At 68.9% G+C, this 25,701-nt stretch carries 15 protein-coding genes and 3 pseudogenes; 12 read left to right on the forward strand and 6 right to left on the reverse strand.

Annotated elements, in window-relative coordinates; genetic code table 11:
• Positions 1 to 326: 326 nt before the first annotated feature.
• The 12 genes and pseudogenes from OG966_RS39540 to OG966_RS39590 all read left to right on the forward strand — a co-directional run bounded on the left by OG966_RS39540 (position 327) and on the right by OG966_RS39590 (position 18,594).
• Entirely contained in the window at positions 327 to 2,204 is a 1,878-nt protein-coding gene (locus OG966_RS39540; RefSeq protein ID WP_326654948.1) for a non-ribosomal peptide synthetase, read from the forward strand.
• Between the two features lie 179 nt (positions 2,205 to 2,383).
• Entirely contained in the window at positions 2,384 to 2,623 is a 240-nt protein-coding gene (locus OG966_RS39545) for a hypothetical protein (protein WP_326654949.1), read from the forward strand.
• A gap of 269 nt (positions 2,624 to 2,892) precedes the next feature.
• On the forward strand, positions 2,893 to 4,131 hold the full coding sequence (locus OG966_RS39550; protein ID WP_326654950.1) for a cytochrome P450: 1,239 nt from the start codon (positions 2,893 to 2,895) through the stop codon (positions 4,129 to 4,131).
• 239 nt (positions 4,132 to 4,370) lie between these two features.
• The gene (locus OG966_RS39555; protein WP_326654951.1) at positions 4,371 to 12,158 is read left to right on the forward strand and encodes a polyketide synthase; all 7,788 of its coding nucleotides are present in this window, start codon (positions 4,371 to 4,373) and stop codon (positions 12,156 to 12,158) included.
• Between the two features lie 1,177 nt (positions 12,159 to 13,335).
• Positions 13,336 to 14,031 carry a formyltransferase family protein gene (locus OG966_RS39560; RefSeq protein WP_326654952.1) on the forward strand — a complete coding sequence of 232 codons (696 nt, stop codon included), beginning with the start codon at positions 13,336 to 13,338 and terminating at the stop codon, positions 14,029 to 14,031.
• Between the two features lie 211 nt (positions 14,032 to 14,242).
• Positions 14,243 to 14,986, forward strand: coding sequence for a thioesterase II family protein (locus tag OG966_RS39565; RefSeq protein ID WP_326654953.1), 744 nt, complete (start codon positions 14,243 to 14,245; stop codon positions 14,984 to 14,986).
• A 472-nt stretch (positions 14,987 to 15,458) separates the two neighbouring features.
• On the forward strand, positions 15,459 to 16,412 hold the full coding sequence (locus OG966_RS39570) for an AraC family transcriptional regulator (protein WP_326654954.1): 954 nt from the start codon (positions 15,459 to 15,461) through the stop codon (positions 16,410 to 16,412).
• A gap of 45 nt (positions 16,413 to 16,457) precedes the next feature.
• Entirely contained in the window at positions 16,458 to 16,883 is a 426-nt protein-coding gene (locus OG966_RS39575; RefSeq protein ID WP_326654955.1) for a VOC family protein, read from the forward strand.
• 76 nt (positions 16,884 to 16,959) lie between these two features.
• Positions 16,960 to 17,325, forward strand: a pseudogene (locus OG966_RS39580) (MmcQ/YjbR family DNA-binding protein); the annotation flags it as partial.
• A gap of 36 nt (positions 17,326 to 17,361) precedes the next feature.
• Positions 17,362 to 17,556 carry a peptidoglycan-binding domain-containing protein gene (locus OG966_RS41065; RefSeq protein WP_442806829.1) on the forward strand — a complete coding sequence of 65 codons (195 nt, stop codon included), beginning with the start codon at positions 17,362 to 17,364 and terminating at the stop codon, positions 17,554 to 17,556.
• 64 nt (positions 17,557 to 17,620) lie between these two features.
• Complete coding sequence (locus tag OG966_RS39585; protein WP_326654956.1) at positions 17,621 to 18,025, forward strand: hypothetical protein; 405 nt, start codon at positions 17,621 to 17,623, stop codon at positions 18,023 to 18,025.
• Positions 18,026 to 18,309: 284 nt separating this feature from the next.
• The gene (locus OG966_RS39590) at positions 18,310 to 18,594 is read left to right on the forward strand and encodes a WhiB family transcriptional regulator (RefSeq protein ID WP_326654957.1); all 285 of its coding nucleotides are present in this window, start codon (positions 18,310 to 18,312) and stop codon (positions 18,592 to 18,594) included.
• A gap of 817 nt (positions 18,595 to 19,411) precedes the next feature.
• Here the strand turns inward: OG966_RS39590 and OG966_RS39595 are convergent.
• The 6 genes and pseudogenes from OG966_RS39595 to OG966_RS39620 form a co-directional block, all read right to left on the reverse strand.
• Positions 19,412 to 19,999, reverse strand: a complete 588-nt coding sequence (locus tag OG966_RS39595) for a hypothetical protein (protein WP_326654958.1) — start codon at positions 19,997 to 19,999, stop codon at positions 19,412 to 19,414.
• Complete coding sequence (locus OG966_RS39600) at positions 19,996 to 20,634, reverse strand: DUF2589 domain-containing protein (protein WP_326654959.1); 639 nt, start codon at positions 20,632 to 20,634, stop codon at positions 19,996 to 19,998. Before OG966_RS39600 ends, OG966_RS39595 begins: the two co-directional genes overlap by 4 nt.
• A 3-nt stretch (positions 20,635 to 20,637) precedes the next feature.
• Positions 20,638 to 22,019: pseudogene (locus OG966_RS39605) on the reverse strand (DUF2589 domain-containing protein).
• A 397-nt stretch (positions 22,020 to 22,416) separates the two neighbouring features.
• A pseudogene (locus OG966_RS39610) lies at positions 22,417 to 22,563 on the reverse strand (DUF6207 family protein); the annotation flags it as partial.
• A gap of 321 nt (positions 22,564 to 22,884) precedes the next feature.
• Positions 22,885 to 24,111 (reverse strand): cytochrome P450, encoded by a 1,227-nt coding sequence (locus tag OG966_RS39615; RefSeq protein ID WP_326654960.1) that lies wholly within the window; start codon positions 24,109 to 24,111, stop codon positions 22,885 to 22,887.
• A 153-nt stretch (positions 24,112 to 24,264) separates the two neighbouring features.
• Positions 24,265 to 25,455, reverse strand: a complete 1,191-nt coding sequence (locus OG966_RS39620) for a cytochrome P450 (RefSeq protein WP_326654961.1) — start codon at positions 25,453 to 25,455, stop codon at positions 24,265 to 24,267.
• Positions 25,456 to 25,701 lie beyond the last annotated feature (246 nt).

Below are 25,701 nucleotides of genomic sequence, written 5' to 3' on the forward strand. Positions count from 1 at the left end.
TTGGAGATCGACTCCTGCTGTCGGATAGTGGGTGGGGCAGCTCCATTTTCCATGCTTGGCATTGTGCTGGTCGTCCGTGCGTCTGCTGGGGCGGGGTTGACAGGCGCATTCCGCTTCACGGCAAGTTTTCTGACCTGAAAAGCTGCATGGCTGTTTCTCTCTGACGGGGCGGCAGGTTGTGCTCAGTACGGGCCAAGCGTTATGGAAAGGGAGACTGTGGCTGCATTGTTCGAGTGTTTCCGCTCTGTGCTCTTTCAATCGGTCGGCAATCCGGATTTCGAGCTCCGCCGGGTCACTGCGGAGTCTGGGCAGGAAGGGATCGAGCTGTGACGGCCAGTACGGGAACGTTGCACGGGAGGCTGCTGGAGTACGCCGCCCTGAGTCCGGATGCGCCGGCGGTCTACTACGACACGGGGGTGATGACCTACGGAGAGCTTGACCGGCGATCTGCGCTGCTGGCCGAACAGTTGGTGGCGGAAGGTGCGCGGCCGGGGGTACCGGTGGGTATCTGTGTCGAGCGTACGCCGGACCTGTTCGTCGCTGTTCTCGCGACCCTCCGCTCGGGCGCCTGCTACCTGCCGCTCGATCCCAAGTACCCGGGGGAACGGCTGGGCTTCATGAAGGAGGACAGCGGCACTCGTCTGATCTTGTCCACGTCCGCCTCGGCGGACCGCTGCCCGGTCGGCTCCAAGGTGCTGGTGCTCGGTGGATCCGGTGCTGCGGAGCTGCGTTCCGGCACAGCCCAGGCGCCCGCCGCCACGGCCCCGGCCGACACCGCATACGTGATCTACACCTCTGGTTCCACGGGCCGGCCCAAGGCTGTGCCGGTCAGGCACAGCAGCTGCGCGGCGATGCTGTCCGAGGCCGACCGGATCTTCGCGGAGTGCGATCTGAGCGGTGTGGCCGCCGTGACCTCGATCTGCTTCGACCTGGCGGTCATGGAAATCTTCGTGCCGCTCTCGCGGGGCGGCGCAGTGGTGTTGGTCGACAGCGCGGTCCACCTTCCGGAGAGCCCGCATCTGAACCGGGTGACACACATCAATTCCGTGCCGTCCGTCATGGCGAGCCTGCTGGACGGGGGCAGCATGCCGGCCGGGCTGCGGTCCGTGGTCCTTGGGGGGGAGGCGGTGCGCCGTCGGCTCGTCGACCGGGTGTACGCCGAGACGAAGGTGGAGCGGGTCTTCAACGGGTACGGCCCGACGGAGGGCACCGTCTTCTGCACCTTCAAGCTGGTCCCGAGTGACGAGTCCGGCGAGCCGTCGATAGGCAGCCCCAGCTCCACCGCCCGGATCCACGTCCTGGACGACAAGCTGCGGCCCCTGCCGGAAGGGGAGGCGGGGGAACTCTATCTCGGAGGCGAGGGCCTGGCCTGGGGCTACCTGAACCGGCCGGGGCTGACCGCGGAACGTTTCGTACCGGATCCGCAGCTCGTCGGTGAACGTATGTACCGCACAGGTGACATCGGCCGTTTCCTGCCCGGCGGCGAACTGGAGTTCGTCGGCCGTGCGGACCACCAGGTGAAAGTGCGCGGGTACCGCATCGAACTGGAGGAGGCCGAGTCATGGCTGTCCGGATGCCCCGAGGTACGCGAGGCGGCCGTCGCGGTACACGCGCGTGGCGGGCAGCAGCACACGGGGTCACTGGTGGCGTACGTCGTGCAGGACGAGCCCTGGGCCGCAGCTGGCAACGGTGAGGACCTCTGGTCGGACGAGGCTCTCCAGGCCCGTATCACCAAGAGGCTGAGCGCGCTGCTGCCTGACTACATGGTCCCCGAGAAAATGGTGTTCCTCGCTGAACTTCCGGTGTCACCCAACGGCAAGCTCGACCGGGCGGCGCTGCCCGAGCCGCCGGCGTCAGCCGCGTCCGAGACGAAGGAACCCGCGAGCACCCCGACCGAGGCAGCTCTCGTCGAGCTGTGGGCGCAGCTTCTCGACCGTGACCCGCAGACGATCGGTGTGCGCGACACGTTCTTCGACCTCGGCGGAGACTCGTTGCTCCTGATCCGGCTGGCCAAGCAGATGACCCGGCGGTTCGGGACGAGGGTCGGGGTGTCGGATCTCTTCCGGTTCCGCGAGATCACCTCGCTCGCCGGCTGGCTGGACAACCGTGACGGCACCGAGCCCGACGCCGTCACGGAGGCGAAGCGTCGCGCGACTGCCCGTCGCGCCCTGGTCCGCGGCCGGGGCCGGCCGTCGGCCGACTGAGCCGGCCCGTGCACGGACATCGGCCTGCACTGCAGGCGCCCGCGCCGGCGCGGGGTCCGTCAGAGGAAGACCACGACGAAATCGGTTCCGTGGCTACCGGGTTCCCAGACCGGCTTCCCGGAGCCGTCGGTGAAGAGCACTTCTGAGACAGCCCGCTGAACAGGCGGGAGTCCGTTGCCTTGCTGGGCAAGGAGGAGATCCAGGTGAACCAGGCGCTGATCAGCGATCCGTCCCGCGTACAGGCGTGTGCGACGCTCGGCGGTCATTATGAGTTCGATCTCGCGGTTCCCGGCATCCGGGACCGGATGGCGGCGATGGTGTCGTCCGGGCATGTGGTCATCCGCGGGGGAGCCGGTCCGCGGACACTGATGCCGCATCAGCCCTTCGTGGGTCGCTCTTTCCGGCGGACGGAGTGGTGAGCGCCCAGCACGTCGGCTCCTCCTCGATTCGGGCCGACCGGAGCGGCGGAACGAACCGGACTGATGTCGCCCTCGACCTCGGCGACCCCGCCACGTTCGCGGAGCACGATCTTTCCGGGTTCTGGCGGGGACTGAGGGACACCCGCCCCGTCCACTGGAACCCGCCCACGGGACACCGCCGCGGGTTCTGGGTCCTGTCACGTCATGAGGACATCATGGCCGTCCACCGCGACGACGAGGCTTTCACCTCGGAGCGGGGCAACGTACTTGTGACCCTGCTGGAGGGCGGCGACGCGGGGGCGGGCAAGATGCTCGCGGTCACCGACGGCCCGCGACACGAGCAGTTGCGGAAGATCCTGCTGAGATCCCTGGGGCCGCGTGTACTCGAACCTGTGGCGGAAGCTGTGCGGGCGAACACGCGTCAGTTGGTCCGGGAGGCGGTCTCGCGTGATGAGTGCGACTTCGCCTTGGAGATCGCCAGCCGGATTCCCATGACCACCATCTCCAATCTGCTGGGCATACCCGAGAGCGACCGTGACTTCCTCCTGAAGCAGACGAAGACCGCGCTGAGCGCCGATGACGACGAAGTCGACGAGACGGAGTCGGCGATGGCGCGCAACGAGATCCTGCTCTACTTCCTGGACCTGGTGGAGGAGCGGCGAAGGGCCCCTGGTGAGGACCTCATCAGCACGCTGGCCTCCAGCACGGTCGAAGGGGCCGCACTGAGCGACGAGGACATCGTGCTCAACTGCTACAGCCTGATCATCGGTGGCGACGAGACCAGCCGGCTGACCATGATCGACAGCGTGCGTTCGCTCGCCGCGCACCCGGACCAGTGGCGTCGGTTGAAGAACGGCGACTGTTCGATCGAGACGGCCGTCGACGAGGTACTGCGCTGGGCTTCCCCCTCGATGCACTTCGGCAGGAGCGCCGTTCGGGACACAGAGATCCACGGTGTCCGCATCGCCAAGGACGACATTGTCACCCTCTGGCACATCTCCGCCAACCAGGACGAGCGAGTCTTCGAAAAGCCTCAGGTGTTCGACTTGGGACGTCGGCCCAACAAACACATCTCGTTCGGCTACGGCCCGCACTTCTGCGTCGGCTCTTATCTCGCCAAGATCGAGATATCTGAACTCCTCATGGCCTTGCGGGACTTCGCCCTGAATATCGAGCAGACCGGCGAAGCGCTGCGGGTCCGCTCGAACCTTCTGAATGGCTTTCACAGCTTGCCGGTACGTATGTGGCCGGATCATGCCGGACTGGCACGCGACAAACGAACTGAACGGAGCGAAGTGATGACGGGCAATCCGTTCGAACCGGATGGCGGCGACTGGCAGGTGGTCGTCAACGACCAGGGTCAGCATGCTCTTTGGCGACCGTTCCTCGACCTCCCGGCCGGCTGGAACGTCATCCTCTCCGAGGCGGACCGGGAGATTGCGCTGAATTACATCGATCTGAACTGGACGAGCCTCGGCCCGGTGGAGCGACCGAGCGGCACGCCGTAGATCCTTGTGCCGCCGTCAAGATCCCTACGGCTTCTTCGTCGCCGGGGTCGATGAGGAGCATCTCCTGGCGCTGCCCATCGGATCCGTTGCAGCACGCGAAACGGCGGAGTGAGTCTTTCGGTTCCTGTGCGATCTCCCACGGGTGGCCACCCCGATGCTTTCCCATCTCTTTCCGACCCCTCGATCGGCCGACCGCAACCTCCGTGAACGCATTCCATCAGTCCTGCTGGGGAGCTGAAATGCCGCAAGAGCGTGTAGTGCGAGATCTGCATGCTGTAACAGATTATCTGCTTTCCCGTATCGCCGAGCTGCTGGACGTGTCCAGGAACGAGCTGGACCGCTGGGTACCGGTGCATCAGTACGGATTGGACTCGGCGAGGTCGGTAGCTCTTGCCGCATCGTTGTCCGAATTCCTCGGCTGGCGGGTTCCGGCCACATGGATGTGGCAGTATCCGACCGTCGACGCCCTGTCCCGTGCGCTCGTCGAGGGCCCACGTGCCGCGGAGGCCGCCCCGAGCACCGATCGCCGCTTGGCACCGCGTGAACCCATCGCGGTCGTGGGCATCGGCTGCCGGTTCCCCGGAGGACCGGATCCGTCCTCGTTCTGGCAGTTGCTGGTCGAGGGCCGCGACGCCGTCGGACCGGTACCCGCCGCGCGGCGTGAGCTCCTGGGCGACAAGGTGCGCTGGGGCGGGTTCATCGACGGCATCGACCAGTTCGATCCGCTCTTCTTCGGTATCTCACCCCGCGAAGCCGTCCAGATGGACCCGCAGCAGCGCCTGGCGCTGGAGCTGGCCTGGGAGGCGCTTGAGGACGCGGGTGTCGCGCCCCTCAGCCTCGCCGGCAGCGACACCGGCGTGTTCATGGCTTCCTGCTACGGCGACTACGCCGCGTTGGCCCACTACCGCGGCCCCGACCAGGGCATCACCCCGCACACCGCGACCGGCATGCACGACGGCCTCATCGCCAACCGCGTCTCCTACGCCCTCGGCCTACAGGGCCCGAGCATGGCCATCGACGCCGCCTGCGCGGGGTCGCTGGTCGCGGTGCACCTGGGATGCCAGTCGATCTGGCTGGGCGAGAGCGAGCTGGTGCTGGCCGGCGGAGTGAACCTGAGCTTCGTCTCCGACTACTTCACCGCGGTGGAACAACTGGGTGCGGTCTCCCCGGACGGCCGGTGCAAGGCGTTCGACGCTCGTGCCAACGGGATGGTGCGAAGCGAGGGCGGCGGGTCCGTGGTGCTGGCCCCGTTGAGGGTGGCGCTGGAGCGGGATCTGCCGGTGTACTGCCTGATCAAGGGCAGCTCGGCCAACAACGACGGCTTCAGCAGCGGCCTGACCGCCCCGAATCCCCAGGCGCAGGAGCTGATGCTCCGCACCGCGTACCGGCGGGCCGGCATCGAGCCCTCTCTTGTCGACTACATCGAGTGCCACGGCACCGGGACGCCCCTCGGTGACCCGATCGAGGCCAACGCCATCGGTGCGGTGCTGGGCGGCGACCGAAGGGAGGCGCTGCGACTCGGCTCCGTCAAGTCCAACGTCGGGCATCTGGAGGCGGCGGCCGGCGTCGTCGGCCTGGCCAAACTCGCGCTGTCGATCCGCAACGGCGTGCTGCCGGCGAGCCTGCACTACGCCAACCCGAATCCGCAGATCCTGTTCGACGAGTACAACCTCACGGTCCAGGACCGGTTGACGCCATGGCCGCGACGGTCGGACGCGCGCCGGGCGGGCGTCAGCTCGTTCGGCTTCGGCGGCGCGATCTGCCACCTCGCAGTCGAGGAGCTGCCGCGCCCCGAAGGGGCACTCGTGCTGCTGGCCGAGGACTCCCAGGAGGCGTTGGTCGCGCGGGCCTCGGCGCTGATTGCCGAGACCGACCTGCGGGCGGTCTGCGGGCGGGCACCGGGCGACGGCACGTTCCGGCTCGCGGCCGCCGCCCGCGACATGACCGAACTCAGGGCCCAACTGGAGGCTTTCACTGCTGGCACGACGGCTGCCGGGCTGAGCGTCGGGGAGAAGACCGAACGCAAGCCGCGGGTGGCGTTCCTGTTCTCCGGCAATGGATCGCAGTGGGTGGGCATGGGCAGGCAGCTGCTTGCCGGTATGCCCGTGTTCCGGCGGTCCATGATGCGGTCCGACAAGCGGATGCGGGAGCTGCTGGGCTTCTCGCTCGTCGACCAGCTGCTGGATCCGGACGGCCGCATCGACGACATGGACGTCTTTCAGCCGTTGCTGTTCTCCATACAGGTCGCCTTGGCCGATGCCTGGCGCTCGCTGGGAGTGGAGCCGGACGTCGTGCTGGGACAGAGCGTCGGTGAGTTCGCCGCCTCCCACATCGCCGGCGCACTCGACTTCGCCGACGCCTCCCGCCTGGCCGCCCACCACGGCCGGCTCCTCCAGCAACTGGCCGTAGGACGCGGCGACGGCATCGTGGTGATGACCGCCGCGGACGAGGTCAAGCAGCACCTGACCGGTCAGCTCACCGTTTCCGGCTACAACGGCCTGAACTCCACCCTGGTCACCGGCACACCGCAGGAGATCGACGACCTCGTCCAGCGGCTGACCGATGAGGGCGTCACGAACCACCGGGTGCGGATGGGCCACGCACCGCACTCGCCGTTGGTCGACCACGTCCTCCCCCCCCTGAAGGCCCAACTCGCCGACATCAAGCCCCGGACCACCAGCATCCCGATGATCTCGACGGTCACCGGCGAACTGGTCGACGGCGCCGAACTCGGGCCGGACTACTGGGGGGACAACCTGCGCCAGGAGATCCGGGTGGTCGACGCCCTGACGACCCTGCGCGGCCACGACATCGACGCGGTGATCGAACTCAGCCCGCATCCGGTACTACTCAAGTCGGTGGCGGAGGTCCTGTCGGCGGTCACCTTGCCCTCACTCCGGCGTGGCGCCGACGAAGCCTCGACCCTGCTGGGCTCGCTCGGCGCGCTGTACGCGGCCGGCCACCCCGTGACGGTCGGCCCGTTCCTCGCGGGTGACTGGGGACGACACGTCCCCCCGAAGCGGGGTGGCGTCGCGGCGGACGAACCGATGCATCTCGTACCCGTCACGGCGCACTCGGCGGCTGCGCTGGCCGACACCTGCCGTGAGCTGTCCAACCACGTCGAACGCGACGCGGGCCTGCGGGTGTCCGACCTCGCCTACACGCTCGCGACCAGGCGTACCCACCACAACCACCGGGTGGCGCTCTTCGCTCGCAACCGTCAGGAAGTCCTGGACGGACTTGCCCGGGTCGCCGCGGGGCAGCCGCACCCCGATGTCGTCACGGGCACGGTCGCCGGCAACAGCGACCGGCGGGTGGCGCTGGTGTTCTCCGGCGGCGGTACGCACTGGGTGGGTATGGGCCGGGAGCTCATGCGCTCGCACGCCGGCTTCCGCGAGTGGATGCATGCCTGCGATGCCGCCGTGCGCGCGGCGGGCGGCGGCTCGGTGCTCGATGAGCTCGCCGCCCCGGCCGACCGGACCAGACTTGAGGAAATGGATGTCCAGCAACCCGTTCTGTTCGCCTTGCAGGTCTCGCTGGCGAGGGTCTGGCTCGAACTCGGTCTCCAACCGTCCGCCGTCGTCGGTCACAGCATGGGCGAAGTCGCCGCCGCCTGCGTGGCAGGCAGGCTGTCACTGGAGGACGCCGCCCGTGTCGTGGTCGCGCGGTCGCACCTGATCGAGCGGAAGGCCGCCGCCGCCGCCGTGATTTCCGTCGAACTGCCTGAGCAGGAACTGCTGCGCAGGATCGGCCCGTACGCCGGACAAGTGACCGTCGTCGCGGTGAACAGCCCCACGAACACGGTGGTCACCGGCCCGCCCGACGCCATCCGTGCATTCGATGCCGGCCTCAAGCAGGCTGGGATCTCGACCAGGCATGTCCAGATCGCGCGACCGGCGCACAGCCCCGGCATGGATCCGCTGATCCCGCCACTGCGCGAGATGATCAACGGCATCACCCCGCTGACCGGCACCATCGACTTCTACTCCACGGCACTGGCCGACACGGTGAACCCGGTCACCGACGTCGACTACTGGGTACACAACCTGCGCGACCAGGTCCGGTTCGCCGACACCATCGGTGCGCTGGTCGCGGACGGCGTCGGCACCTTCGTCGAGATCGGCCCGCACGAGACCCTGTGCGGCGCGGTCGAGGAGATCGCGCTGACCCGTGGTGTCCAGGTGCACGCGATCAACTCCCTGCGACGCGACGAAAGTGACGTCCGCTGCCTGCTGGGAGCCGCCGCGTCACTGTACGTCAGGGGTCTTCCGCTGACCTTCGACCCGTTGTTCGCCGATGACGTCGAGGTCGTGGAAACCCCCCTCGTGCAATGGCAGAAGGACCGCTACTGGCTGGACACCACGCCTCGCCGCGAAGTCGTGTCGGCCCCGGCCGCCGAGATCGCGGTCGAAGCCGGGGTCACGCCGGTGGCGATGCAGCCGGCCGCGGACAGGTCGGTGGGGGAGATCGTCCTCGCCGAGATCGCCGACGCGCTGGGCGTACCGGTCAGCAGGTTCGACGAGAACGCGGGCCTGCGCGACTTCGGCCTGGACTCGATGCTGGCGATCCGCCTCGTCAACAGGCTCCAGGCGCTGATCGGGCGGCGCGTGTCGCCGGTGGTGTTCCTCGACGGCCGGACCATATCCGAGGTCGTCGCCCACTTCGTCGAGATCGTCGGTGAGCCGGCGGCGACCGCGGCGGCCCAGTCGGCCTCGACGCCGAAGGCGGTGGCCGAGCCGACGCCCGAGGCCAGGTCGCCACAGGCGTTCCTGGACGACCTGTCCGAGCTGGACGCCGAGGAACTGGTGGACGAACTGGCCGCACGCGGCTTGCTCGATCCCACCGACGCACCGGCGTCGGAGCAGCTGCGCGCCGACGGTCTCGGCCTCGAACTGGCGTCGGCGTCGCACGGCCAGGCATCGCTGTGGTTCATGCAACAGGTCGATCCGGACGCGGTGCCCTACAACTTCATGGTGGCCGCCCGGATCCGGACCGCGGTCGACGAACAGTCACTCGAGCGCGCCGTGCGGGCCGTGATGGAGCGGCATCCCGCGCTGCGCACGATCTTCGTCGAGGCCGGCGGTCACCCCTACCAGGTCATCCTGGACGAACCGGAGTACGAGTTCATCGTGGTGGACAGCTCGGACCGCGACGACGAACAGGCCCGCGAGGAACTGGCCGCATACGGGCATCTGCCCCTCGACATCGACAACGGGCCGCTGGTGCGGGTCGTGCTGATAGCCCGTGGGCCGGCGGACCACTACCTGCTGGTGCTCGTGCACCACATCGCGTCGGACGCGGCGTCGGCCGATGTGATGTTCCGTGAACTCCAGGAGTTCTACGAGGGTGCCGACCCCGCCGCCGGCAACCCGGTTCCCCCGTACACGGACTTCGTCGAGTGGGAGCGGCAGTGGCTGGCCGGCCCGGCGGCCGACGCGGCACTCGACTGGTGGTCGCAGAGGCTGGCCGACCCGCCCGCCCATCTCGAACTGTCCACCATGGAGCGCCCTCCCGGTGTCACCTACGAGGGCCGCGACCTCAGGTTCCGCTGGAGCGCCGAGGAGTCCCGTCAGCTCAGGGAGTTCGCGGTGGGCGAGGGGGTGTCGATCAGCACCGTCGTGCTGGCCGGTTTCTTCGCCACGCTCAACCGCGCGGTCGGCGTCGAGGACTCCGTACTGGCCACCGCCATCGCCCAACGCGGTGAGCCCGGCTGGGAATCCGCCATCGGCTACTACCTGAACACCGTGCTGATACGAGCGAACCCCGCCGGCGACCGCAGTTTCCGGGATCTGCTGCGTGAGGTCCACGCGTTCTCGCTCGGCCTGCTCGAACACATGAACTACCCCCTCGACCGGTTGGCGTCCATCCTGAAGCCGCCGAGGGCCGAAGGCCGGCCGCCGTGGTTCGACGTCGCGATGAACTGGCTGTCCTCGGACGCCTTTCCCCGCTCCACCAAGCTCTTCCACGGCACGGGCGACACGATCGCGCCCGACAGCGCCCTGCCGCTCGAACCGCTGCCGGTGCGCAGGCACATCGCCAAGTTCGACTTGGAGATCTCGATGGCAGACATCTCCGGTGAAGTGGTCGGCCATGTCCAGTACAAACCCAGCTACCTGGAGAAGGAGACCGTGACGGCACTGCTCACGCTCTACCGCACTGTGCTCTTCGGCTCGATAGCACAGCCCGACCTGGCACTTGACGACATCACTCCGAGCAGCCGTCCCGAGTCGCCAACCCCCTCAAGGCAGGAGCCTTCTATGTCCGACAGCCCTGAGCAGGACTACGACCCGGGTGACGTGGCCGTCATCGGCATGTCCCTGCGGGCGCCCGGGGCCAGCACCAAGGAACAGTTCTGGGACAACCTCGTACACGGCAGGGAGTCCGTGTCGCTCCTCGACAAGGACGACATCCACGTCGACGAGACCTTGATCAACAGTCCGTTCTACGTGCCGGCCTGTGGCGTCCTCGACACGTACGACAAGTTCGACCCGTCGGTGTTCGGGATCAGCGACCGGATGGCGGCCGCGATGACCCCGGAGAACCGGCTGTTCCTGGAGAGCGTGTGGGAGACGCTCGAGGACGGCGGCTACGACCCGAACCGGGTCGAGGGCGAGGTGGGCATCTACGGTGCCAACAACGCGCAGACCGCCGCGCTCTACAGTTCCCCACCGGACCGGGTGTCGACCGGCCCTGAAGCGATGGAGGCCGGCGCGGCGTGGTCGCCGGACACCATGACGTCCAACGCGCTGTACTACCTGGGGCTGAAAGGCGAGGCGGTAACGCTCGCGGCCGTCTGCTCCGGCTTCCACTACGCGGTGCACCTGGCCTGCCAGTCGCTGCTGCTCGGCCAGACCGACATGGCGATCGCCGGTGGCTCGATGGTCCGCCTGCCGCACCCCCGCGGTCATATGTGGGAGGAGAACCGCATCCTGTCGAAGGACGGCCACTGCCGTCCGTTCGATGCCAACGGCACCGGCACCGTGCTGTCCAGCGGCGTCGTCACCGTGCTGCTCAAGCCGCTGGCACACGCCGTCGCGGACCGCGACCACATCTACGCCGTGGTCAAGGGCTCGGCCATCAACAACAACGGCGTCAGCGCGGTGGCCTACGGTCTGGCACAACCCGAGCGGCTGAGCGCGTGCATCGCCAACGCCATGGAGGTCAGCGGCGTCACCCCGGACACCGTGTCCATGTACGAGGCCAACAGCCTCGGTCTGCCGATCACCGACGATCTGGAGATCCACGCGGCGAGCATGGCGTTCGGCAAGCAGTCCGGCACCACCTCGATCGGCGGGGTCAAGGGCAACGTGGGCCACGGCGGTGTGGTGTCGAGCGGCTTCGGCGCGGTGAAGGCCGCGCTGGCCCTGTACCACAAGAAGCTGCCGGCGACGATCAACCTGACCGAGATCAACGAGGACCTCGGCTTCTCCAGCACCCCGTTCGTGCCACAGCTGGAGACGGCGGACTGGGAGACGGAGGCAGGCATCCGCCGTGCGGGCATCACCTCGATCGGCGGGGGTGGCTACAACGCGCACCTGGTGCTGGAGGAGGCGCCGACCGCCGCCGAGCGCGCCCCCGAGGCAGCGGGCAGGCCGCGACTGGCGACGCTGTCCGCCCTGGACGACGAAGCGCTGGCCCGTCAGCGCGCGAGGCTGAAGGACTGGCTGGTCGCCAACCCCGACCTGCGTCTCGACGACGTCTGCTTCAGCCTCAACCTGGGCCGCAAGGTGATGGACCGCCGCTGGGCAGCCGTGGTCCGCAGCCGTGCGGAGCTGATCGCGGCACTGCTTGGCCTGACCACCCAGACCGCTGCCGCGCCGCAGGTGGACGCGGATTCCCTGCAGCGCAACAGCAACGGGATAGTGCCGTCCGGAAACGACGGGCAGGCGCTGTCCGATCTGGCTGCCGCCTGGGTGACCGGCCAGCGGGTGGACTTCGACTCCCTGCACCTGGGGGAGGCCAGCCACCGTGTGCCCCTGCCCACGTACCCGTTCCAGCCACGCCGGTTCTGGCGGACGGACTGGTAACCATGAGCACACCGGCGGTGGAGGCCTTGGACTTGGGCCGCCGTCCGAGCACGGCAACGTGCTCGTCACGCCGCAGGCCGCCGCTGACGGGCACCTGCATCACGAGTCGCACGAGATCCGGTGCTCTCGCCGAGGACGCATGCTCTGGCGCGCCTTCGGAAACCGGGAGGAGCGGATCCTTGACCGGCTCAGGGCGTTCGACCTCGGCCACACCCCGCCGAGGCGGAGATCGCCTCGCCGCTCATGGCGTTTCGGGGCTTCGGCACCACCGCTGAGCCGCTGTGCATCCGATCCGACTTCATCACAGGGTCTGCCGTGCTGCCGGTGCGGTTCCGGCCCGACCACTTCGGAATGAAAGAGATCGACTGATGAGCGGCAATCCCTTCGACGGCGGCGAGGGCGACCGACCGGTCGCCATGAGCACCAGCGGACAGCATGCGCTGCGGCGGCAGCACACGGACGTGCGGAAGGGTCGGCACACCGTCCGCTCCTGCCCTGACCGTGGCGGTTCCGTCGGCCAAGTCGAGCAGAACCCCACCCTGATGATGGAAACGCCCGGGATTCGAACCTGCTTCCTCTCACCACCCGCGACAAACGCCGTTGGCGCGTGTCGCTGTGCCGGTGGCGGGCAGGCGCCGACGACGACCGCCATCCGCCTGCCGGGGGCCGTTTCCGAGGACGACAGAGCGGATCACGACCACCGCAACGGCCATGTGCCCGCCCGGAGCGGCGAGACGATCCGACCGGCGAGGAGAAGGCGGGATCGATCACGCTTGTGGTCACCGGCTGATCCGTTGCTCCGGACACGGCGATGCCAGGCGCGGACATGTGCCTGGAACACGCACAACGGTCGAGTGACAGCCTGGATCTGGAGCCGCATGCCTACCCATTGGACGCGCACGGTGCACTGCCGTCCGGTGTTCGGCCGGTGCGCGACGACGCCGGAGCCGCACGACAGAGCGCCGCATTGCACCTGCTTGCCGCCGACGGCGCCATGGCCCTGTCCGGACTGTCTTCCAGCAGGACCCGCCGGTGGATGTGGGCCATCTGTCGCACGACAAGTCGGCCGAGCCGAGCATCAATGCACCGGAGCCCGGTACCGGAGCCGCTCTCTGCCAGTCCTGTGCCTTGGACAAGCGCTCTTACCCGTACCGAACAGCGACCGCCGGGAGTTCAAGTGAACATCTATTTGTCAGGACAAGGGGGATTCGCGGTGGAGGTCGCGGATGCCCTGCTGGACGAAGGCCACAAGATAGTTGGCGCAGCCGCCCCCCGTCTGCGCAAAGGGCATTCCGACGAGAGCAACGCGATGTCCTGGGACCGCCTGCGTGCCTGGGCGTACCCCAGGGACATCCCGTGGACGGCCTCGGCCGAGCTGCGCGCGATGCATATCCCGGACGGGGTGGACATCATCGTCGCCGCGCATTCACACGCCTTCATCGGCCGTCACACGCGTGCCAAGGCAGCCGTCGCCACTATCGGCTATCACCCCAGCCTGCTGCCGTTGCACCGTGGCCGGGACGCGATCCGATGGACGATCCGCGACGGTGACAAGGCGACGGGCGGGAGCATCTACCACCTCACCGAGCGTACCGACGCCGGCCCGATCGCCGCACAGGAGCACCTGCTCGTACCCCCGGGATCGACTGTGAAGACCCTGTGGCGCGAGCATCTGGCCCCGCTCGGTGTGCGGTTGCTGCTGCGGGTGGTCGCCGACCTGGCCGAGGGCAGGCGGATCGAGGTGCCGCAGGACGAGAAGCTGGCAACCTGGGAGCCCGCGATGGACTCGGCACCGCTGTTCAAACCCGAACTCATAGCACTGCCCGGAGCGGTGCCTGTCGATGGCAGCAAGTGGGCTCTTCATGCACGGTGAGAGCCAGGCGGGAGGGCGCAGTCAACCGGACCCGAGGCGAGGGGAGTTGATCACGTCGAAGTCGACGCGCCCGACAGCCGGCCCGCAGGCGGGCCTGTCGAGCCGGCGCGCGGTGCCGGTGTTGTCACCGGGCCATCCGATCCTGCGGGGCGCACATGGCATCGCCGTGTATCACCCTCTCTGACATACCTGGCAAGGAGACCCGTTTCCCATGCAAGCCGTCGACCCCGACCTGTGGATTCGCCGCTTCCATCCGGCGGGTCCCGCGTCAGCCCGACTCGTCTGCCTGCCACACGCCGGTGGTGCGGCAAGCTACTACTTTCCCTTGTCGAGGGCGCTCTCGCCGGGTGTCGAAGTGCTCGCGATCCAGTATCCGGGCCGACAGGAACGGCAGCTGGAACGGCGCCGGGAGACGGTCGCCGAACTGGCCGACGAGATCACCGAGGTGATCCGTCCGCTGGCGGACCAACCGCTGTATCTGTTCGGCCACAGTCTCGGCGCAACCGTGGCCTTCGAGGTCGCGCGGCGCCTGGAGGCCGCCGACGTCAAGCTCGCCCATATGTTCGTGTCGGCGCGCCGGGCCCCCGGCCTCAACCGTAACCAGCGTGTCTACGAGCGCAGCGACCAAGAGCTCATCAAGCAGATCCGGTCGCTGACCGGCACTGCGCTCGACGTCTTCGACGACCCCGAGATGACCGCGATGGTGCTCCCCGCGATCCGCAGTGACTACAAGGCCGCGGAGACGTACGTGTACGCGCCGGGGCCGAAACTTACCTGCCCGGTGACGGCCTTGGTCGGCGACACGGACCCGATGGTGTCGGCCGAGGAAGCCGTCGCATGGAGCGAGTACACCGACGGCACTTTCGAGTTGCAGATCTGGCCGGGCGGGCACTTCTATCTGGAGACGCACGCTGCGGACGTCGTCTCGACGATCTCGGCCGGGATGCCGGCTTGAGAACGACAGGGGATCGGACTCTCCGACGCCCCTGCCGCATCCTCTGGCGGTGGTTCGTCAGGGCGGGGCCGGACAAGGGGCACGGGCGCGTTGAGGTGACCCCCGGAGTGTGGACACAGGGGTTCATGCTGCGAGTGAGAGCCTAGCCTGCTCGTGGTGCTGCTGTTCGTACTCCTGCGGGGAGACCGCCACCCGCCTACTCGACGCGCAGCAGTAGCCGCAGCGTCACTCCGGCACCATGTGGATCGACAACCTGCACCTCTCTTCTGCTCCGGCCCCCGAACGACGGCTTCCACGAGGAAGAAGCCGCACACAGCGCCGCCGTACGTGTTCGACTTTGCCTGCCTATACGAGCAGGGCATGCTGTCACGAGACCGCCAACGGTAAGGCACCTCAGAACGACTCCCTGGCCTGTTGCCGAGCTGGCTGGACCTGTGCGACTCCTTGGTCCTGGCGGGCTGATACTGGTGGCGTGGACAACGCGCCGCGAGTGGACATCCGGGGGCCGTTTGCCGGCTCAGCGCCGCGCGGGCGGGTCGCCGCGGTCCCTACGGTCTTCCCGCACCCCGGAGTGATCAACGAGTCCGTCCGCGTTCGCGCCGCCGCCGCGCTGCGGCCCTTCGTGGCCTGGTATACCGGCTACCGCCAGGACGGCTTCCCGGCCACACAGCACCGGGGGATGCCCTCGCCCTACCTGACGCTGATCTTCACGCTCGACGATGTGCTCACCATGGCCGGCCACCCTGATCCCCGACAGGCACCGGGAAATTACGACACCCTGCTCGGCGGCCTGCACACGTCGCCGGCGCTGATCACCCACCAAGGCCGGCAGTCGGGTATCCAGATCGCGCTCCACCCGCTCGGTGCGCGGGCGCTGCTCGGCCTGCCGGCCGGCGAACTGGCCAACACCGACCTCCCCGCAGACGCCGTCCTGGGCCGCCTGTGCGGTGAGCTCCAGGCACGGCTGCAGGCGGCCGACAGCTGGCCGGAGCGCTTCGCCGTGCTGAACAAGCTGCTGCTCCGGGCGACCTCCCCCTACGCAGGCGTTCCGCCCGAGGTCGCCCGCGCCTGGCAACTGCTGATCCGTACCGGCGGTGCCTTGCCGGTGTCGGCACTGGCGGACGAAGTCGGCTGGAGCGGACGCCATCTGGCGGACCGCTTCCGCCGAGAGACCGGGCTCACGCCCAAGGCCGCCGCGAGGGTGGTCCGATTCGACCGCGCCCGCAGACTGCTGGCCGCCGGTACTGGCCGGTCGGAGCTTCCCCGGCTCGCCGACGTGGCTGCGCAGTGCGGCTACTTCGACCAGGCACACCTCGCGCGCGAGTTCCGGTCCCTGGCCGGCTGCGCCCCCAGCACGTGGCTGGCCGAGGAGTTCCGAAACGTCCAAGCCCCCAGCGGCGAACCAGCGGAAGGCTGGATGCAGTAAGAGCCCAACCACTGCTGAAGGACTGGCCGAGGAGGCCTGGTGGACATGGCCGACACGACACCGGCACCGCAGGTGTGGCCCACCTTGCGTGCCCACGACGCCCGCGCGCTGATCCGGTTTCTGATCGACGCGTTCGGATTCGAGGAGACTGTGGTCCACGGGGAGGGTGACCGTGTCGACCATGCCCAGCTGTCCTGGCCGGAAGGCGGCGGGATCATGCTTGGCTCGGCGAAGCAGGACGGCGAGGACGACGCCTGGCCGCTGTGCCCCGGAAGCTTCGGCGCCTATGCGGTCACTGCCGACCCCGACAGGTTGTACGCCCGCGCGAAGGCCGCAGGGGCTGAGATCACCTCCGAGCTGCGCGAAACCGACTACGGCTCCAGAGATTTCGCCGCCCTCGATCCCGAAGGCAACCGGTGGTCGTTCGGCACCTATCGCGGGGAGCCCAGCAAGGCCGCGGATCCGAGCTGATCCCGCCATGACACTTTCAGCGCCCGCCCGGCTCCGGTCGATCTGCCTGGCACTCCCGTAGGCGGACGAGCGGCTCAGCCACGGGGAGCCCAGCTGGTTCGCCGCGAAGAAGATGTTCCTCACCCTCTCCGACCACCACCACGACGACCGGCTCGCTTTCTGGTGCGCGGCACCGGCAGGAGTCCAGGAGCACCTCGTCGCCACCGACCCGGTGCACTTCTTCCGCCCGCCCTACGTCGGCCACCGGGGCTGGATCGGCGTCTACCTCGACGTCGCCGTCGACTGGACCGGCGTGAAGGACCTCGTTCTGGACGCCCACTGCCTGGTCGCCCCCGCGCGCCTGACCGCGGCACCAGCGGATGGCGCGCGGACCGGCTGCGAAATGACAGGACGTGGCCACGATCGGTCCGGGACTCTCGATACTCATGGCGCCGATTCGTGACGCCGAGGCTCCCATCAGGTGGCCATTGCGCGCAGCGTGCGCTCGCGGACCGACTGCCAGTTCGGGCCGATAACCGAAGCGGCAACCAAACGGTGGCAGCAGACCTATGGGCTCACCGCCGACGGTGTTGTCGGACCGGCAGTACGCCCTGTCCCAGCTGCCGCACCCGGCCCGGGTCCGTCGCGTCAGGACAACTGCCCTCCATGCCCCAGGCCACGACCGGCTAGATAGCCTCGGCCGCCGCGGCGCTGGGCGAGGACGTCGTCATCGACGGCGAGGCCGTGATCCTGCGGTGTTGGGGCGCCCCCATGGGGCGTTCTGCCACTCCTGCCACGTCTCCCGCGTCCCGTTCCGCTGGGAGACCCTGGTGGGCACCTTCGACATGGCCTTCCTGGGCGGTGTCCTGGGCATCGACGCACAGGACAGGTGGATTAGCCCGAGGCTCGGGCACGCCGTTGTCGAGCTGCTCCCCGCCAGCGAGCGGCGGGACGGCCACCTGCCCGAGCCCTGGACTCTCGCGGAGGTCCAGCGCGTCACGGGCTGTCCCGAGGCCCGTCTGATGCCCGCCGTCGGGACCGTCACTCTGCACGGCGAGCCTGTCCGGACCGATGTCGGGATCGACCTGGACGGCATCTGCGTGGTGCGGGCCGGCACCGGCCACTGGTACTCGGTGATGGGGTCTCCGACGGCGGGGACGTGACGTGCTGGGGCGACTATGGCCCGGACCTGGGCACCCTCCTGCGTACGATCTGCGACCCGCCACGCCTGCGGCTTCGCCGCGGACGCGGCCGAGCACGCGGCGCAGTCGGGCGTCGAGTGCACGGATCGACCAGTGGTTGAACGCCTGGCCGAGCGTGGTCGGCTCTGGCCTGCGTGGTGTTGTCGGCCGGATTTGCCGGGGGTTGAACCGGCAGCGCTGTGGGTCCGTATTACCTGGACAGCGGCAGGAGCTCGCCGCACAGGGCCTTGACGGGGGAGGACGCGATGATGCTGCGGTGGAGTGAACGGGCGGCCTGTCGTAGTGCGGATCCGGAGGAGTTGTTCGCCAAGGCACCGCAGCAGAAGAAGGCCAAAGCGGTCTGTGTCGCGTGTCCGGTACGGATCGACTGTCTGGCCGAAGCGCTGGACAGCCGGGTCGCGTTCGGGGTGTGGGGCGGCATGACGGAGCGGGAACGCCGCACGCTGCTGCGCCGCAAGCCTGGTGTCACCTCCTGGCGCAGCGTGCTGGAGGGCGCTCGGCGCGAACACGAGCGCCCACGCGCCGGCTGACCGCCCGCCGGTCTCCCGGCGGGGTGTGTCTGACCGGTTGCGCGGTCGTTCACGCCGCCCTGCCGGCAGCCGCCGGAAGGCTGCGTCCGGGGTAGCCCGTCCGCTCCGTTCCTGTCGCGGAGGCCGGCCGCTGTCCTCCTCCTCGTGGTCGGGGGACGGGTTATCGTTTGAGGCGTTGCAGCGCCGCGCCGAATGGGACAGCAGACTCTCCACCAGGGCGCGGGTTCCGTCCCGGCTGTAGACCGGGTCACCGATCGAGACCGGCCCGCGGGCGTGGTCCGTGCGCAGCGGACGCAGATCGACGTGGCGCCCGCCCTGGTGGGTCTTGTGCGGGGGCATCAGGCCGCCCTGTACGAAGCTGATGTCGCCGACCCCCATCTCCAGACCGGCGCGGTGCAGGGCCGCGGCCGTGCCGGTGAGGAGTTGCAGCATGGCGTCGGTGCCGTACTGGCGCTCGCTGTCCGCGTACGCGTAGTGGCCCGGGCCCTGGCGGGCGAACTGGGTCAGGCGGGCGCCGTCCGCAGGCCCCGACGCAGTCGCGGGGTCACTGCGGGGCGCCTCGGAGCGCTCCCCGGCGTCCGCCGCGAGGCGGCGCAGCGTCAGGCCGTCCGGGTCGACGCGGCCGTCGGGGGCCTTGAGGAAGCCGGACTGGTAGGACCTGATGGCCCCGCAGGTGGCCGGGCCGCAGTCGCCGTCGACCGCGAGCTCCGCGCGGCGGCGCGGTTGAGCAGGTCCTGGACGACCCGGACATCGGCGGCGGTGTTGGTGCCACCGGCGCCGACCGTGGCGGAGATGCGCGGGACGGTGGTGGATGCGGTCATCCTCTGGCTCCCCTGGTGTCGCGGAGAAGGAAGGAGCGGACGCCGCCGGCGTCCCGGGTGCAGGCGGTGCCGTCGCCGACCAGGGCGTCGAGCGCCGCCTCGGCCATACCGGACGGCAGGCCCGTCGTACGGCAGAGCACGGACACCGACGCGCCGCGCCGGCCGCGTCGGCGCAGGGCCGCGAGGACGGTGGCGCATGCGGCCTCGGTGACCGCGGGCGCGGCGGTGACACCGGGCTCCGCGGGGGCGGCCGGCCCCACGGACCGGGCGGTCGGGCCCGCGTCGCCGGGAGCGGCCGGAGCCAGGGCCGCCAGGCGCCGCATCACGGCGGCGTACGGCTCCAGCAGCCCGTAGATGCGCCCGGAGGTCTCGCCGATGTGCTCGAAACCGCGCAGCACCGACGGATCGGTTTCGGGTCCGGCGGAGTCGTCGCCGGGGAACAGCCGTTGGGCGAGCAGCACATCGGCCATGCGCTGATACGCGGTCGTGCCTTCGGCGAAGCCGCCCACCCGCAGCGACTGTTCGAGCCGGTCCAGCGCCAGCGCCGCCGCCTCCACGCTGCTCGCCACATGACTTTCCGTCATCTCGGCTCGTCCCGCTCGTCCCGCTCGGTCTGCTCGTCCCGCCCGGTCTGCTTAGCCGCGACGGGCCGGGACACCGTCAGCTCCGTCAGGTCGAGCAGCCGCTCCAGGCCCACCGGCAGCGGCACGCTCTCGACCGTGACCTCGATGTTGATGCCCGCCGTCTCTCGGGTCTCGCTGCTGCTGACCGTGCGGGCCCGCGGCACGAAGCCCTTGAGGACGACCGGGCGGAGCTCGGCCCCGGTGAGCGCCCGCGGCACCGGGGCCCGGGCCCCGCGGATCTGCTCGGCCGGACGCTCGACGGCCGTCTGCGTCACGTCGTACGTGAAGGAGATCTTGGCCTCACGCACGGTCAGGCGTGAAGGGGCCTCACGCACGGTCAGGGTGGGGATCGCCACCATGGCCAGCAGCGGCACTTCGAGGGCGAACTCGGCGGGCTGCTGATTCTCGTCGAGCTTGGTGTACCGGATGGTCACCGTGCGGAAGCGCTCATGGCCCTCGGCATCGCGGAGCAGACCGATCTGCTCGACGAGGGCGAGCGTTCCGGCCGTGGCCTCGCGCTGGCCGCCGATGACGGCCGACAGCAGGGCACCGAGGAGCTCATCGAGCCCTAGCGTGGAGACGTCGCGTATGGGCATGGCTCAGCTCTCTGTGTCGGTGGCCGGACCGATGAACTCCTCGATGTCGGCGAGGGAGACGGCCAGTTCGATGTGCTGAAGCGTCTCCGGGCGCCGCCGCTCCAGCTCGTCGGCGGTCACCTCCACCTTGACCCGAGAGCGCAGCGCCTGTTCAGCCGCCTGCCACTGCCGCGCCCGCTCCGCGAGCGGCGGCACCTCCCGTGGCACCTCCCGCTGCAACTCCTCCTTCAGCCGGATCTGCTGGAGCCGGGCCTGCGCGTGCTGCGGCAGTGTCCGTACGCGCTCCAGGAGCTGATCGAGCGTCGACGCCACCACATTGCCGGGGTCCCCGGCAACGGCCCGCTGGAGGGCAACGGCGTCGAGCACAACCGGAGCGCGCCGCAGCGCGCCGCGCCACAGCCGCACCGCCTCGTCCATGCCAAGTTCCTCCCGCCCCGGCAGCAACCCCGGCAGCAGACGGTCCCGCAGGGTGATGTTCCACTCCCGGGCGGCCCGGGCGACATCCAGCGGCTGCGGATCGGGAACCGCGACCTCGGCTGCCGAGAACGCCAGCCGTACCGTCATGCCCGTGACGGTGACCCGGGGCACGGACAGCGACGCGAGCACGGGATCGTCCCGGTACGCCGCCACGGCGCTCGCGGTCAGCGCGTCGGCCGCGAGCCGTGCCCGCACCACATCGGTCAGCAGCGCCCCCAGGACATCCCCCAGCCCCGTCACGACGTGGCGGAGGTCGGCTGTTCCTGGATGGCCTGCTCGAGTATGTCGAGCATCCCGTGACAGCCCTGCGGGCATCTCGTCCTGGACCGCTCGGACATGGATCTGGAGGGTGTACTCGCGCTGCTGGCGCTCGCTGCTGCTCGACTTCTGGTTGTAGGTCGCCGAAACCCGCGCCTCGATCTTGATCGGGCTCCAGAATGCGGCGTAGCTGCCCTTGACCTCCGAGTCGAGATTGAATTCGGAACTGGTCTTGCGCTCGATCGAGTCGGTGAGTTTGGCGTTGAAGTCGATCGTCACCTCGTCGACCTGATGAAAGGAATCGGGGTAATCGCGAGAAACGGAACGGTGAGCGAGAATTCCTTCTTTGCGTCGTTCTCGTCCTTCTTCGTGTAGCTGAAGGTGACCGACCGCACTTTGCCCGCCGACGCGTCCTTGGTGACATCGCCGAACACCAGGTCGTCGGGCTGCGCCTCCTGCTGGAAGCCGACCTTGTGAATAAATTCGATCGTCGACTGGGCGGCCAGGTCCTGGGCTTCGACAGCGGCCTTGAGTGGTGCTCCGATGAGTTGCGAGAACGGAATCTGCTGGAGTTCGGCGACGGCGCGCGACATTAATCCCCCCTGAATTGTCCCCCACTGCCGGGCAGTTCGGGACGAAGCCCCCGACATTTACTCTCCGCCCATGCAACGGCGGGGATATGACGCCGTCAAGCGGGGCGGCCGGCTTGTACGGCGTGCGGCCGTGAAGTCGGCCCGTGGCGCCGTATGACGTTTGGCGTAGAGGGGAGTACGGCCGCGCGGCGCGCCCCGCCACCCCGGGTCCGGGGGTACTGAGTCGTGAATAACACCACGGAGTGCTGACCGCGCAGACAAGTCGTTGTAGGGTATGGAAACCGCCCTTGACCTGCAAGAACGCAGGCAGGGAGCCAGGATCGGGGAGTGCCTCGATGCTGCGCACCAAGTTCAAGTCCAAGTTCCACCGGGCACCGTGACCCAGGCCGACCTGCACTACGTCGGGTCCGTCATCCGTGCGCTGGGTCGCCTGGGTGCCGGAGCGTCGGATGTCCGCATAGACGCGGGCCTTCACCCCCGGCTGCCCGGGTGCCCGCCGGAGGGTGCCGACGCCGGAGGTGGCCCACCACTTCTCCAGCTCGCTCATCACGGCGAGCGCGGTCGCCCCATCGTGGGAGGTGGTGGTGAGGGCGCCGGTCAGCTCGAACGCGCTCTGGAGCTCGTCATCGGGGGGGTTGCTCCCGTCCGGCGGAGCAACGGCGGCGGTGCCGGAAGGCCTTGCCGACGACCGTCACGACAACGAGGTCTGGGTCAAGAGTGGGGCGAGATCCTGGGCACGGCTGAGAAGAAACTGTTGTTCTTCCAGCGCCAGCTGAACTACGAGGCCACCGACGACCGCGTCACCCAGCACCTGCGCGAGAGTTACTCAGCGCGCTCACAGCCGCCGGGAGTGGGCATGGGTGACAGCCCCAGCGCGTTGATCATCACGTCAGCGGTGTCTCCGGGAGGGGACAGGCGCCAGTCATGCAAGGGCGAGGTGTCCACGGAATTGCTGGGGTACGGGGGCGAAGCGGCAGGCCATGGTGATCGTGTCGGCGTTCGGGACGCTGAGGCGGTAGCGGGTGCACATCAGGTAGCACAGCGCCATCAGCTGGATGGTGCCGATGTCGGCGCCGATGCACTTCTTCGGAGCCCAGCCGAACGGTACGTAACACGCCCGGTCGGCTGGCCCGTGCGGCGCGCCGGGCAAGAACCGGTCGGGATCGAAGGTGTCGGCCTCCTGCCAGAACCGGGGATGGCGGTGGATCATGTGCGGGCTCACCAGGTAGCTCTGCCCTTTCTCCAGCCGGGTGGCGCCGAGGTCGAACGAGGCGCGGGCACGCCGCACCAGCAGCAGCGGTGGGCTCCACATACGCAGCACTTCCTTGACGAACCGGTGGGTGACCGGCGCTGACTTGGCTGGTGCGGCGCAGAACTCGACCGGGTCCACGCTCCCCAGCTCGCGGGTAAGCCGGTGCGCCCACTGCGGGTTGCGGACGAACTCGTACAGCACGCTCGCGGCCGCAGAGCCGGGCGGTCCGCCGATCGCGGTGAGTACCGCAGTGACGACGTCGAGCGCTCGGTCCATGCCCAACTCGGGCAGCAGGTCGACGATCGGGTCGGTGAGGTCCAGTTCCCGCGCGCGGCGTCCGGAGGCGCGCTCGCTCAGCACCCGTCGTACGACAAGTCCGGCCCTGATCTGCACGGCGGCGAAATGCGCGTGATGGCGTAGCCCGCGGCCGGGGTGGCGATCGATCAGGCGTAGCAGCTTCTGGTTCAAGTCCTGTGTGATCCGCGCCGATTCGCCAGCTGTGAGACCTGAGAGTGCGACCGGCAGGATGGACTGCACGGCGACATCCTGAGCGAGCAGGACGAGATCGACGTCGTCGCCGAGCCGGGCATCAATGATCTGCCGCATCCGCGTGATCAGATCGGCGTTGTGCTCGCCGGTCGTGAGCGTGTGCAGTTGGGTGAGCCAGGCGGTGCGGATACGGGACCACCGCATCGGCGTGCTGCGACGGCGCCGGACCATGTCGACGAGGCGATCGCTCATGACGAGGCCGTTCCAGTTCGCACTGCTCACCATGCGTGCCGCGGCCGGTTCGAAGACGGCGAGCTGCTCGTTGTCCAGCCAGAAGACACCGCCCTCGGCTGCGCTGCGCAGCCGCAGATCGTGCAGGAAATCGTCGCCGTGGTGTGGAGTGGTCATGGCACTGCCTCTCACGGCCGGCGTGGAGAGCTGCGGCTCCCCACGCCGGTACCGATCAGATGTGGTGGTACAGATACCAGAAGTGGTGCGAGCCGTAGCCGGACCGGATGTTGAGGGCCGACTTGGCCGTGCGGAAGAGCTTCCTCATGTCATTCACCTCCTCTCGCAGTGGGCGCCCCGGGCGTGCAACTCCGCGGTGAAACGCGGCGGTGCCAGCGCTGGGCCCAGATGGGGTCCGTTGCCTGTGGCGGTGACCGACAGGTGCCAATCGCGGGTAATGATGCTGATCAGGTCCTCGAGGAGCGTCATCGTCACGGTCGCCCCAGCGCAGGTGTGCGGCCCGAATCCGAAAGGCATGAAAGCCGGATCGTGGAGAGGTGCCGCCCAGCGGCGCGGCTCGAACTCGTCGGGGCGCTCCCAGTGCCGTGGGTGGCGGTGCACGAGGTACAGGCACACATTCACCTCGTCGTGCGGACCGACTGTGACTCCGGCCAGTTCGTGCTCGCGGCTCGGCCTACGGGCGAACAGCCAGGCCACCGGCCACAGTCGCAGCGCCTCCCGGACAATCCACGACGGCTCGTCTGTGCTGGTGTCGGGGTGCGTGCCGACGAGATAGACCGACCAGCCGAGGGCAAAGCCGAGCGAGCCGACCGTGGCGAACAGGAACGACAGATAGACCTCGGCCACCTCGCCGGGATCCACCGCCAACCCGACCCCGGCCACGGCCACATCGAGCAGATCCCGTGGCTCAGCAACACCGGCACGGCGGCGCGCCTGGACCTCCTGGACGAGGGCGCTCATCGCCCGGCGGCGGAACAGGAGCCGCGACATCACCGAATGGCGCTGTCGCGCACCGGCCAGCACCGCGCGGGTGATGATGCCGTCGACTGCCTTGTGGAGTTCTGCCGGGGCATCTGGACACAGCAGCACGTCACGCAGGTGCTCGCGGACAAGCAGGTTGCCCGCATCCGGCCAGGTGCTCGTGGGCACAAGCCGCCCGGCCACCAGGCGGGGCAGGTCCGCCCGGTGCGCATCGAGCCGGTGGCGTATCAGGGAGCGTGCCGCGCGGCCGATCTCGATCTGTGCGGATCTGGGGCCCAAGACCCCGTTACGCACGTGGAAGAAGTCGGAGGTCTCCATGAATGCGCCGCGCCGGTTGCCCATCACCTCGCGGGCGGCCGCAGGGCCGGCCACGCACAGACGGCCCGATGCGGAGCGCCACATATCACGGGTGCCGTCGAACTCCGCGGCGAGAAAGGCCAAAGGGTCGTGCCGATAGGAGGCCGCACTGCGGCGCCGGCGAGCTGCCCCGCCGCTCATTGCGCCGTCGGCCGACCAGGCCATGGCATCTCCCTCGATCCGAGCAGACGGCCAAGACCGCAGGCACGGTCTGCCCAGCCACGACAGCCCCAGGCTCCATACCCGAGTACCCACAGACCGTCGAGAGACAGCGTCCTCTCCGGGGAGCGGTCTGTCACGCCCCTTCACGGCCAGTCCGCCCGACGACTCGCCATCGGCGACGAACAGGTGCGGCGCCAGCTATGCAGCGATGCCGCGAACTCGCATGCAGACCACGCCTGGTGTCCTGGC

Source organism: Streptomyces sp. NBC_01750 (assembly GCF_035918095.1).
Classification (GTDB): domain Bacteria; phylum Actinomycetota; class Actinomycetes; order Streptomycetales; family Streptomycetaceae; genus Streptomyces.

Bases quoted from the DNA above. Each gene is read 5' to 3' on its own strand.
- OG966_RS39615 (WP_326654960.1), bottom strand. From the start codon at position 24,111: ATGACCACTCCACACCACGGCGACGATTTCCTGCACGATCTGCGGCTG.
- OG966_RS39555 (WP_326654951.1), top strand. From the start codon at position 4,371: ATGCCGCAAGAGCGTGTAGTGCGAGATCTGCATGCTGTAACAGATTAT.
- OG966_RS39595 (WP_326654958.1), bottom strand. From the start codon at position 19,999: ATGACGGAAAGTCATGTGGCGAGCAGCGTGGAGGCGGCGGCGCTGGCG.
- OG966_RS39600 (WP_326654959.1), bottom strand. From the start codon at position 20,634: ATGCCCATACGCGACGTCTCCACGCTAGGGCTCGATGAGCTCCTCGGT.
- OG966_RS39565 (WP_326654953.1), top strand. From the start codon at position 14,243: ATGCAAGCCGTCGACCCCGACCTGTGGATTCGCCGCTTCCATCCGGCG.
- OG966_RS39620 (WP_326654961.1), bottom strand. From the start codon at position 25,455: ATGGCCTGGTCGGCCGACGGCGCAATGAGCGGCGGGGCAGCTCGCCGG.
- OG966_RS39575 (WP_326654955.1), top strand. From the start codon at position 16,458: ATGGCCGACACGACACCGGCACCGCAGGTGTGGCCCACCTTGCGTGCC.
- OG966_RS39590 (WP_326654957.1), top strand. From the start codon at position 18,310: ATGATGCTGCGGTGGAGTGAACGGGCGGCCTGTCGTAGTGCGGATCCG.